This window comes from Neptunitalea chrysea (assembly GCF_027924145.1).
GTDB classification, from domain to species: Bacteria; Bacteroidota; Bacteroidia; order Flavobacteriales; family Flavobacteriaceae; genus Neptunitalea; species Neptunitalea chrysea.
This window is the reverse complement of the sequence record NZ_BRVP01000010.1, coordinates 1-12,184: the sequence shown is the minus strand read 5'-3', so window position 1 is coordinate 12,184 and position 12,184 is coordinate 1. Positions and strand designations below refer to the sequence as shown.

The 12,184-nt window shown below is 32.5% G+C and carries 10 protein-coding genes; 4 read left to right on the top strand and 6 right to left on the bottom strand.

Annotated features, from left to right (window positions below):
- Nucleotides 1-257: 257 nt before the first annotated feature.
- Genes NBRC110019_RS08430 through NBRC110019_RS08420 form a run of 3 tightly spaced genes read left to right on the top strand, consistent with a single transcriptional unit; the run spans nt 258 to nt 2,933 of the window.
- Nucleotides 258-1,238, top strand: a complete 981-nt coding sequence (locus NBRC110019_RS08430) for a hypothetical protein (RefSeq protein ID WP_281754007.1) — start codon at nt 258-260, stop codon at nt 1,236-1,238.
- Between the two features lie 55 nt (nt 1,239-1,293).
- Nucleotides 1,294-1,908 (top strand): hypothetical protein, encoded by a 615-nt coding sequence (locus NBRC110019_RS08425; RefSeq protein WP_281754005.1) that lies wholly within the window; start codon nt 1,294-1,296, stop codon nt 1,906-1,908.
- Between the two features lie 29 nt (nt 1,909-1,937).
- The gene (locus NBRC110019_RS08420; RefSeq protein ID WP_281754003.1) at nt 1,938-2,933 is read left to right on the top strand and encodes a hypothetical protein; all 996 of its coding nucleotides are present in this window, start codon (nt 1,938-1,940) and stop codon (nt 2,931-2,933) included.
- Here NBRC110019_RS08420 and NBRC110019_RS08415 read toward each other — a convergent pair.
- From NBRC110019_RS08415 to NBRC110019_RS08390, 6 genes are all read right to left on the bottom strand, one after another.
- A complete protein-coding gene (locus tag NBRC110019_RS08415; protein WP_281754001.1) occupies nt 2,930-3,406 on the bottom strand; it encodes a hypothetical protein in 477 nt (158 codons plus the stop codon). The genes NBRC110019_RS08420 and NBRC110019_RS08415 overlap by 4 nt on opposite strands.
- 45 nt (nt 3,407-3,451) lie before the next feature.
- Nucleotides 3,452-4,585, bottom strand: a complete 1,134-nt coding sequence (locus NBRC110019_RS08410) for a tetratricopeptide repeat protein (RefSeq protein WP_281753999.1) — start codon at nt 4,583-4,585, stop codon at nt 3,452-3,454.
- A gap of 210 nt (nt 4,586-4,795) precedes the next feature.
- Nucleotides 4,796-6,256, bottom strand: a complete 1,461-nt coding sequence (locus tag NBRC110019_RS08405) for a M56 family metallopeptidase (protein WP_281753997.1) — start codon at nt 6,254-6,256, stop codon at nt 4,796-4,798.
- Nucleotides 6,257-6,263: 7 nt separating this feature from the next.
- Nucleotides 6,264-6,635, bottom strand: a complete 372-nt coding sequence (locus tag NBRC110019_RS08400; RefSeq protein ID WP_281753995.1) for a BlaI/MecI/CopY family transcriptional regulator — start codon at nt 6,633-6,635, stop codon at nt 6,264-6,266.
- 162 nt (nt 6,636-6,797) lie between these two features.
- On the bottom strand, nt 6,798-8,150 hold the full coding sequence (locus NBRC110019_RS08395; RefSeq protein ID WP_281753993.1) for a DUF5689 domain-containing protein: 1,353 nt from the start codon (nt 8,148-8,150) through the stop codon (nt 6,798-6,800).
- Nucleotides 8,151-8,166: 16 nt separating this feature from the next.
- Nucleotides 8,167-10,986, bottom strand: coding sequence for a carboxypeptidase-like regulatory domain-containing protein (locus NBRC110019_RS08390; RefSeq protein ID WP_281753992.1), 2,820 nt, complete (start codon nt 10,984-10,986; stop codon nt 8,167-8,169).
- Between the two features lie 123 nt (nt 10,987-11,109).
- On the opposite strand from NBRC110019_RS08390, the gene NBRC110019_RS08385 reads away from it, so the two are divergent.
- Entirely contained in the window at nt 11,110-12,162 is a 1,053-nt protein-coding gene (locus NBRC110019_RS08385) for an endonuclease/exonuclease/phosphatase family protein (protein ID WP_281753990.1), read from the top strand.
- Nucleotides 12,163-12,184 lie beyond the last annotated feature (22 nt).

Genomic DNA, 12,184 nt, shown 5'->3' with positions numbered 1-12,184 from the left:
TAATGATGATAATTTCAATGTGGCTAATATAGAAGGTATGGTTGTAAAATATACAGATGATACCGATGTAAAATTTAATGTAGATTAAGGTAATAGAGCGTACAATGTAACTTCGTTAATAAGAGCTATTGCAACTGGCAAAACAGGTGTTATAGAGGGTGGTATTTTAATCACTAGACAAAAAAATTAGAGAAACATTTGAAACCATAGCCAATTAATTAGTAATTTTTCGCATTGTAAAATTAATTACGAATAGAATGAAGTTTTTGAAAATATTTGCGTTTAGTGCAACCTTCTTTTTGTTACTTTTTATTGGGTGTACTGGTGCAGAGAAGACAGCAAGAGATGCTGAAATTAATGAAGAGCTTAAGGCTGTAATTTCAAAGTTAGATAATAAGGTAATAGGCAGTCTTTTGTCTAATGATAGAGGGTTAGTGGAAATCTTTATGACAAATGAATTTAAAGAAGCTTCTAAAGGAGCCATAGATACCCTATATAAAGATTTTCAGATAGCTGGAATTAAACCAGACCATAAAGTTTTTACTCAGTACTACATTATTAAAAAAGAGACCGATTCGTTGAAGGTAACTTCAAAAGATGCAGGCGTAAACACATATTCACTTTCGGTATACATGCCGTTTAAAGAGAATTTTATGTCGTTATTATTAGTAGATAATGGTAAAGATTATTTTCTTTTAATAAATGGCTATGGTAAGGTTGATGGTGAGTGGAAACTGAATACCATGCACTTTGGTGAATATACTATAGGGTATAAAACAGCTATAGAATGGTATGAAAAATCGTTAAAAGAGCATAACGAAGGATACTTGTTAGATGCTGTAAATAGTTTGTTGCTAAGTAGTCGTGTTGCATATCCTGGTGGCAGTATTTGGGAATATAGCAAGGCTCCGGAGATAAAAGCATTTTATACCAAAACATTACAGGAGGCTAATAAAACCTATAAGTTTCCGATAGTTATTGATACGTTAGAAACAGAACCCCGGATAATTAATATTAGTTTAAAGCGTTTAGATAATGAGTATTACCCAGTTATAAAGTATTATACATCTGTAGATTTAAATGATTCTATTAAGGCGACGAATGAAAATACAGCAATGCACAATGTTATGGAAAGTATTTGTAAAGGGATCACTAAAGACAGTAAGTATGTATATTATATAGCTATAAATAACAAAGGATCGTTTAAAAAGAAAGAATTTGTTAAAGAACCTAATTAGTATTAGTAACCCTTGAATTTTTAGTTACATTAGTCATTCAATTAAATTTTAGTACATGAAAATAAGACCATCTTTAGCCATAGTCATTTGTTTATTTATGGCACAGTTTATGTTTTCTCAGGAAGAAAAAGATGATAAAGAAATTGTAAAGGATGCGTTTGTAGCCTATGATGGTTATGTTGCAAAGAAAGATTTTGAGAATGCGGCAAATGCAATTGTGCCTAGTTTTTTTGAGTCGATGCCAAAGGATCAGTATTTAAAAATGATGGGAGAGATCTATGAAAACCCAGGTATGAACATAACGATACATCCAGCTGAGGATATTGTGATTGGTGATATTCAGGAAGTAGGGGAAATGTATTATGCTACGATTACTTACAGCTGTATGAAAGATATTGAGTACCATGCTAAAAAAGGAGACTCACCTGAAAAAAGCAGAACTAAATTAAGTACTGTTAAAATATTTTTTAAGGATACTTACGGAGCAGAAAATGTGATGTTTAATGAAGAGGCTTCTCAATTTGAAATTAAAACGAGCAACGAAGCTTATGCAGTTTCATCAAATAAAATAAACTGGAAGTTTTTGGCGGTAGATTTAGATGGAATGGAACGCATTTATGGGAAAATATTACCTGAAGAATATTATACTGTTCCTATAGTAGAAGAATAAATTACCGACCTAACAATAAAAAATAAGATATGACAAGAATACTTTTTTTATTACTTATAGGTTTTGGCTTTAAAGCACTTGGGCAAACTACTTATAAAGAGAAAATAACCTTGTTGACTCATGAAGAAAAGGTTTATGAAGTACCAGGAGCAGATGGAGATGCCATACACATTGAATTGGATCGTATTAGTGGTAGTAAAATAGATATGGAGGTAACCATTTATCCGCGTAGGCCCTTTTTTCACGAAGATAATTTTAAGAAACTATCTCGAATTATTACGGTGACTAGACGAGGAGTTTATATAATAAAATTAAGTAATCCTGACAATAAGGAAGCAATGTACGATGTAAGGATTGTTTCTAATAACTATACAGGTTCCCCTGTTACTTTAGACCATAAGCTGGTGGTAGATACTACTTATGCATACAAAACTGAACAGTTATCTACAATTAAAAAACTGGAAGCCACTAGTGTGCAAAACGAAAAATTTTACTTAAATAGTAGAAGTAATGCTTATTTAAAGGGGGGTAAAAATAGTGTGTTAGTCCCTGTGAATTTACCTGAAAACACTAAAGAATGGTATTATGTATTTACTGCCAGTAGGGATGAAAGTGAGGTAAAACAAACCCTGAATAGTTTTAATTTTGTATCGGCTTTAAGCGGATATATAAAGGAAGATAAAGACTTACAGTCTGCAATATCTAGTATGGCCTCACCACCGGGTGCTGAAATCTGCGATATTTATATGGTAGATGAAAAGAATGCTAAGTTATTTAATGAAGACGAGGATTATACCTATAATATAGATGCATCGAGAGAAAATTATAAGTCGGGGGTAGTTACAGTAAAGAAAACAAATAAAGAGAAGCAGTATTTGGTTATTAGTAACCCCGATAATTTACATGGGATTCATATAGCAGTAGAAGTAGTGGCAGTTATAGAAACCGAAGCGGTAATTACAAAAAAAGTGAGTATGCCGGTAATTACCAGTCAAAAGATTCCTGTGGTTAAAGACCTAAATTAGTGAGAATTAATGATGATAGGTAACTTACATTTTGAGGCTACTTTAATACCTTGTTTTTGTGCCGGATAGATAGTAGGTAATTCTTTTGTTTGGGCTTCAAGTAAGCTATCTATGTTTGGTAATAGTAAGTTTAGTTTACTATTTTTTTCAGTACGCCTGTATTGAATTTTCCCGGTATTGTCTACCACAAAATAAAGGTAAATAGTATCGTTAATATCTTCTTCAACAGTAAATTTATGAGCCGCTAATAGGTCGTTAAATAGTGTTCTTAAGTGGTCTTCAAAGCATATTTTTTGAAGTTGTTTATTAGAAGTTTCGTCACAATCTTCAAATAATGGATATACATCTACCTCATTCATATTAATTTCTGCCATTTTTTTCTTAACCAGTTCGGTTTCAGAAATATTGTCTTTCTGTACCCATTGGCAAGAGCAACAAAATAGTAACATCAATATGGCGCTAAATTCCTTCATTATGCATCTTCAGTAGATACCGAAAATACAATTTTTTACTGAAAACTAAGGGGTGTTGGCTACAATTTCGGCGTTTAACTCTTTCAACCTTTTAGTAATCATTCGTTTAAACATATTGTTGCCTGCAAAGTGATGATCTGCTTTTTCGTAATAAGGAAGTACCTTTTTAGGATCTGTATAGCACTTATCTGCTGTAATGGCTATTTTATAATGAAGAATATACTTTTTGGGATTCTCTTTAAGTGTTAGTTCATAATATTTAAGGGCTTGCTTATAATCTTTCATTTGCTGATAGCAAAATGCTAATGCTTCGTATTCTTCCTCAAATGTTAATGTTTTAAGTATAACAGCTTTGTTTAGATTTTCTAGAGCCTTTTCATAATCACCAATTTTATTATAGCATAATCCTAAGTAATTATAAACTTCAGGATTCCTAGGTTCTCTTATCTTTTGTTGCTCAAAAGCTTTAGAGGCTTCAATGTACATATTAGAATTGTAATAACAGATACCTAAACGTCTATATATAGTAGCAGAGGTTTGCTTATTATTTATTAATATTTTAAAGTATTTTATAGCCTCTTCGTAATGAGACAAGTCGTAGTTATAAACAGCATATAAGTTTATAAAGTCTAAGTTGTTAGGGTTTATGGCTAACCCTTTTTCTATAAGTTCTTTACAGTGTTCGTATCTATGATTTAACAGTGCTGCAGTGGCAAGTTTATAACTTGCTTTTAGATAATTAGAATCTACCTCGTAGGCTTTCTCGTAATTAGCATAAGCTAGCGGTTTTTTACCCATGTGGTCGTACACTAGCCCTAAATTAAAATAGAATGTAGGATTAATAGAATCTTGTTCAATAAGCTTATTATATAAATTAGCCGAGGTTTCAAACTGTTTTACTTGAAAATAGATTTTAGCCAGTTCAAATTTTTGTAGTTGTATAGTGCTATCAATAACAATAGCCTTTTTATAATGGGCTATTGCCATATCGTAATTCTCTAGGTTATGATATGATTTAGCTATCATTTTCTGGTTATAAGCCTTGGTAGTATCTGCACTATAGGCTTTAATAGCTCTGGTATAATTACCTAGTTGATAAAACTTATCGGCCTTTGTTTTTTGGGCAGATACTATATAAATAGATAGCAGGGCAATAATGGTGAATATATATTTTTTCATAGTAATGTTGATGGAATTATGTCTAGTGATTGCTATGTTTTGTAGTACAATGTATTTATTGTAAATTATAAAACTTAGCTAGAAATAGTGTAACCATCTTCTTTTTTTCTAACTACGTATTTTTTGTATGAACTGTTTAATATCTACCAGTTTATAAAAGTAAATGCCTCGGTTGTATTAAGGAGACTCATTTTTTTATTAACTATATGGTTATATTAGTTTAAATACTATTGGGTAAGCAAAGGTTACGCTAACCGCTTCGCCGCTAATATTTTTACCTGGAATAAAGGTAGGCAATGCCTCTATAATACGTTGTGCTTCTTGTTCAAGAGATTTGTCGGGTCCGCGAATACCTATAATGGTTACAGAACCGTCGGTGTTAATTCTAAAGTTAATGTATACTCTGCCCTGTACTTTACGAGCCTGTGCATCTGCCGGATATCGGAATGTATTGCGTACATGTTCATCCAGTTTTTCTTTAAAGCATTCTGATTTATAATTAGCACTTTCGCAACCGGAGAACATAGGTTTTTCTGCTACCATTGTAAAAGGTACATCTACAGTTTTTTCTGTTTTAGCTATTGTAGAACTATTGATAGTAAATTTGTTTCCAGATGCATCTATAATGGTTATTTCAGAATAGTAACCCTCAATAAGATCTTTTACTAACTTATTTTTAGCTTCTGTTTCTTCATTACTTAAATTATAAAGACTTTGTACTTGTAATGTAACAGGCGTACTTTCTACAACCTCTAATACTTCTGTTTTTTGGGCTGCTTCTATCTCATAATCTTCTGTTTTGGTACATGAAGATACATATACAGTAATACCAATTAATATTGGTAGCATAAGCGCATAGCGCAGTAAATCTGCTTTTTTCGATTTTGATTTTTGTAACATAACGATTCGTTTTTTGATTAATGAATGATTGAAAAATTGATTGATGAATGATATATTTTCAGTTTGAAAGGCTTCTTGTAACAGCCACTGATATTGTTGTTTTTTGCCGTTTACAGAAGTTTTATCATCTGCAATGAACTCGTGTAATTCCGTAATACGCTTTTGATACATATAAATACAAGGATTAAACCACAACAGGACTTTTAATACCTCAAAGTACACTAAATCTACACTGTGTTTTTGTTGTATATGCACCATTTCATGGGCTATAATGTGGTCATGCGGTTTTTGTTTTACTTTGTCTCCCAAAAACATGTATTTAAAAAAGGAAAAAGCTAAGGATGATTTGGGTACAATTACCTCTGTGTAATTTTGTTTAGAGAAAGATGTGCCTGCATGCTTAATTTTATAAAGCTTAATGAGCTTTATTATAAAAAGAGTGATACTAACAACTACCCCTATAATAAATAACCATACTAACCAATGTATGTGCTCATACCAAGAAAGTGTATTGTGAGCAGTTACTGTAACCTCTGAAAGTTGAGTAACCCCTGTGTTAGTATCTAATACAATATTAGGTATCGTAAGTGTTGCTGGTATAAGTTTAGAAAAACGTTGTATTTGTATAAAAGGTAAAATAAATGAAATAAAAGAGGTTACCAATAAGTACGCTCTATTCTGATTAAAGAACGTAGCTCTTTTTAACACTATATCATATAAAGCTAAAAATAGTACCTGACAAGTTATCACTAGAATAATATATTGTACCATGGCTAATTTATTTTTCCAGAGAATCCTCCTGTTCTACATTTTTTAAGATTTCTTCCATTTCGTTCAGGCTAATATCGTTTTTCTTCATAAAGAATGATACCATGCTTTTAAAAGACCCCTGAAAGTAGTTGTCAACTAGTTTGGTTAGACTCTGGTTACTATAATCTGCCTTTTTTACACTAGGAAAATATTTATATCCTTTTCCTTCTTGTTCATGGTCTACAAAGTCTTTACTTTCTAAAATGCGTATAATAGTGGATACAGTATTGTATTTAGGCTTAGGTTCGGGTAGGGTTGCTATAACTTCATTCACAGTAGCTTTTTCAAGCTGCCATAGTACCTGCATAATTTCTTCTTCTGCTTTTGTAAGTTGTTTCATTTTACCAACTAAATTTTTAGTTACACTTCAAATATAACTAATTTTTTAGTTCAAACTAATTTTTTAGTTGAAAAAATAAAACTTTAACAAATGAAAGGTTTGTAAAATAAGAAACCCCGCTTATGGGCGGGGTTTCAATATCTTTAAGATATATGAGTTTTACTATTCCTCTATAACTACATTATCAATTTCATAAGCAGCACCTTCAGAAGTAGTAGAGGTGTACTTAAATGCAATGTATAAAGTACCACCTGCAGCCGGAGAAACGTCTATGTCTCCAGAATCTGTCCATGAGTACCACGTTGAAGTATCAGTATCCCAGGTAGCAGATAATTGTGTCCATGTTCCACTAGTGTTAGGGTCACCACCTGCATAATCTGTAGACATGTATAATTCTAAATCGTTACCAGAATATCTTTTAGCACTTTGGAAAGATAGAGTAGCTGTAGAAACCGCACTTAAATCAATAGCGTTACTAATTAACCAGTCTTCGTTTTCAATATACCCACTAGAGTATCCTGAAATGTAAGCGCTATCACTACTGTTTCCGTAAGAGCTATAGCCCCATTCAGGAGAACCTGTTACGCTATAAGTTGTCCAGTTAGCAAGTGCACCATCAGCAAAAGAATCTTCAAAAAGAGGGTCACATCTAGAGTCTGTAAAATCGATATCTTCGGTATCTCTAATATATAACTGATAGTCTGAGCTATATTTACTAAATACACAAACTATAGAACCTTGACCTTCTGGGAATAATTGTGATTTAAATGAAGAATATCCACTATTTCTTAAAATTACTTCGGTGTTATCTTCACAGCTTTTAAGCATTCTGTTAACGCTATACGTATCACCTGCGTTTGCATATGCAGAACCAAGTTCGTCACTTGTAATTTGCATATAATCTAACTGAACTAAAGTGTTAATCATGCTATCATCAAAATCAGAATGGCTGATAACCGTTGGAACGATATCCGCAACCTCTGTGGACCTTTTAATGTAATATAAATATTCAGTAGCAGCAATTCTAGCTACTTCGGTACCTTCAATTGCACCAATGTGTAAAACACCATATTGTTCTTCCATACCTAATGCAGGTAATAAGTTATCATTGTTATCTTTAGCTCCGTAAAGAAGTACATATACTTTTTGACCTGGTTTGTAATATTCATAAAGAGATGCATCATCAATATCAATTTGAATACCAGCTGTTGGATTCTCAGGTTGATCTTGAATTACTAAGGTTTTATAAAAGTTACCAGCTTCATCATTTGAAACTACATATCCTTCAAAAACTAATGATTCGCCTGAGTAGTTATTAACTACATCAGCAAAATCTACAACTCCTCCGTTGTTAGTTTGTTTAACTAAATTAATATCTATGTTAGGGTCAACCTCTGGTTCAGATAAACTAATTTCTGGGAAGGTGTAATCTCCATCTTCGGTACAAGCGGCAATAGTAAGGGCAACCACTACTGCCGGAAGTAATAATTTTAAAAATTTTGTTGCTTTCATCATTATTTTTTTTTTGAGTTTAGAATCTAAAGTAAACATTTAAGAAATAAGTGGTTCCGTATCCGTACCAGTACTTAGAACCGAATATAGGTGTTGATCTGGCTTTGTCTTCTTTCAAACTTCTGTAGTTTGCGTTACGTCCTTGTTCAAAACCACCTGTTTTATATTCTTCGTTAAATAAGTTATTTATACTGGCAAAAAAGCCAATATAGTATTTATAGTTAATTCTCCATGATTTACCACCAATTAAATTAACGGTCATATATGAGTTAAACTTCTCTTGTTTTAGTAATTCTTCTGCAATGGTTGCGTCATAATCATTATAAACTTGCCCATCATTATTTGTATAGAAGTTAGAAGTACGTGGTAGCGGACTCACATCAATATACGCATTAGAGAAGAAATTAGCGGTAGCACCAATCCACCAGTAATCAGGGTCGTTATATTCAAAACCAGCAGAGAAAGCTCTTTGTGGTCCTGTTGCTACTTTATAATTTTTAAGGTATGAAATATACGTTTGAGATTTGTTACCAGAATCATCTGTTAAATATAAAGATGGGTTGTTTTTGTAAACGCTTTCCATAAATGATCCAGCTCCTTTTAACTTAATGGTAGGTGTTACTTGTGCTTCAATACCAATCTCTGCACCAATGTTTCTAGTGTCAATATCAGTTAGTACCTCCTGAATAAAAGCATTAGAGTCAGATTGTACTGTTGTAGAGAAAGAAACTCCTTCTGCATAGTAGAAAGAAATTTCACTTGCATCTTCAATAGTATTATAGTAACCGGTTAACCTTGCTTTTACTTTAGGTAAACGCAAAATATAAGAAAAATCAAAAGAGGTAATAAGTTCTTCTTTAATGCCATCTACTATATTTTGATTTTCTCTGGCATTAGAATAGGTATTTCTAATGTTTGGAGCTCTCTTAATATATCCTGCATTAAAATCTAACAGGTGTCTTCCTGTTATTTTATAAGTTAAACCTCCTTTAGCACCATAACCGTTAAAAGTTAATTTTTCTCCTTTACCTAATGAGTTATCTAGAAATGTACCTGTTTGGTATAGCCCTTCTCTTTGGTAAGTAGTTTGCGTAACATTAGAACCAATATAAAAATCTACTTTGTTGTATTTAAATTGTACTTGCGTAAACGCTTCAACTACATCAGAATAAATGTTGTAGTTGTATTTAAATTTATCTCCCTGAGCTACTGTTCTGTTACGGTTTAATAAATTGTTTTGTATTACGTCTAAATAATCACTTTCATCAGGATTTTCTATATGTCCACTTTCAGCATAGGTGTCAACATCTAAATAATATTTACCACCTAGTAAATCGATAACTTCTGCGAAGTTTTCTGATTTTAAATGCTTGTAAGTGGCAGAAGCATTAAGAATAATGTTTTCAGAGATATCTGACTTAAAAATTGTATTTGCAGTAAATAATTTATCATCTGTTCTGTCTTCATATAAAACATAAGAAGAATAAGGCTCATCATGATTGTAATTACTAGCGTATAGATCGTTCCAGTTAATTTGTCCGTTATTTAGAAATTCTTGTTCAGCTAAATACGCTCTAGTATAGTTTGGTCCTTCATCTAAACCTAACCAAAAACTAGGTAATTTTTGGTAATATGTTGGACTTGGGTTAGAACCACCTCCAACTGGTATACCTTCTTCATTTAATCTACTTCCGTTATAATCTATACGACTATTACCAATTTTACCAAATTGATAAGCTACGTTTGTATTTAAAGAAGTATTCTCGCTAATGTTCCAGTAATGGTTTAACATAAAAATTGGCTCTTGAACATCTTTTACTCTAGAGTTCCGTTTTTCACCATCTTGGTATCCCCAATATTCGTTATAATCAATACCTTTTAAATCGAAAACTTCCTGAGTATTAGGAGAAGATTTACCTCTTCTGTTAGGAGCATACATAGCCGTAAAGTTTAAGCTATGCTTATCGTTAAACTGATATTCTACAGCAGTAAAGAATGAGTTGGCATTGTAAAACGTACCTTGGTTAAACCCTTCATTACCCCATCTTCTGGTTGCAGCAACGGTATAAGCCCATCCGCTTTCCATTAATCCAGACGAATAGGTTGCCATAGCTCTGTTAGCATAACTTCTGTTAGAGTTTGAGTATGCTACACGAACACCAGGTCTGTATTTTGAAGCTCTTAAGTTAATATTCGTAGTACCAATTAAGCCACCAAAACTATAATTTGAAGGAGTAAGTCCGTTACTAAATTCTTGATCTCTAGTAACATCGTTTAAACCACCCCAGTTAGTCCAAAGGGGTCTACCATTGTAAAGTTTGTTCATTTCAATACCGTTAAGTAGAACCTTACCATGGTCGGTATTTAATCCCCTAACCCTAAAGAAAGATGGGCTAAAATCAAATGCAGCAGCATTTAAATACGTATCTCTCGAAGCCTGTAATATACCAGAGGTAACATCGGCACCATTACCTTCATCGGTAAGATTACTTTCTGTTAAAGAGATTAAATTGTTTGCTTGTTCTTCTTTTAGGTCTTTTTCTAAAAATACCATTCCTAAATCAAGTCCTTGCTCAGGCATCTTTATAGTAAGAGTGTTAACAAGAAACCCTTCAGTACTAATTACAAGTACTACTTCTCCGGTTGGTACATCATTAATAGTGAAGGTCCCGTTTTCATTGGTTGACACTGATAAAGTTGTGCCTTCAACTGTTACTGATACACTTGGCAACGGTTCTTTTCCTTGAGAATCTACCACAGTACCGGTTAATACTCCGCTTTGAGCAAAAACAATGGTGGTAAATAAAGTGAGGAGAAGAAATGCTAGTCTTTTCTTCATAGATAAATTATTAATTATTATTTTGTTAAATCATAAAAATATGTTAACGCGGCAAATGTAGTAAAATTCACAGAATTATTTACTTTTGCTATGTTTTATAACATACACGTAACAATTGAAGTAATGAATAGAATAAAGCTTTTACCAATTTTATTTTGTTTGGTAATAATAGGAACATACAAACTGTCTGCTCAAGAAAAATCGTATTTACCAAGAACTATTGCATTTTATAATGTAGAGAACTTGTTCGATATCTATAATGACCCTCATAAATATGATGATGATAGAACACCTGAAGGAAAAGACCATTGGACTCAGGAGATTTATAATGATAAGATTAAAAATATGGCTCGGGTAATTTCTGATATAGGAAAGGATGTTACCGGATCGGCACCTGATGTGATTGGATTGGCTGAAGTTGAGAACGAAAAAGTGTTACAGGATTTGATAAATGATCCACAATTGAAACCTTATAATTATGGTATAGTTCATTTTGATTCTCCTGATGAGAGAGGGATTGATGTAGCTTTGTTGTATAAGAAGAATGTATTTACACCGTTAAGCTTTGATAATATTCCGTTACATTTAAAAGACCCTGATGGAAGTAATGATTATACTAGAGATCAGTTATTGGTAACAGGTATCATGGATGATGAGCAGTTACATTTTATTGTTAACCATTGGCCTTCTCGTAGTGGTGGAGAGGCTAAGAGTAGATCTAAGAGAGAGGCAGCGGCAGCTTTAAACAAAAAGATTATTGATTCTTTACAAGATATCGATCCACATAGTAAGATTTTTAGTACGGGTGACTTTAATGACGATCCTACTAATTCTAGTTTGAAAAAAATATTAAGAACAAAAGGAAATAGAGATAAAGCTAAAGGTAAAGATCTTTACAATCCTATGGAGTCTATGCTTAAAAAAGGATTAGGGTCTTTAGCCTATAGAGATGGGTGGAATTTATTTGATCAGATAATTTTTACCGCTGAATTGTTAAAGAAAGACATGAGTACTTTTAGATATTGGCAAGCACATATTTATAATAAAAGATATTTGATTCAGGCAGAGGGAAGATATAAAGGCTATCCGTTTAGAAGTTATTCTAATGGTAATTATACAGGAGGATATAGTGACCACTTTCCAGTGTATATATTTATAGTAAAAGAGGTAAAATAATAACATTTTAAGTATACAATAT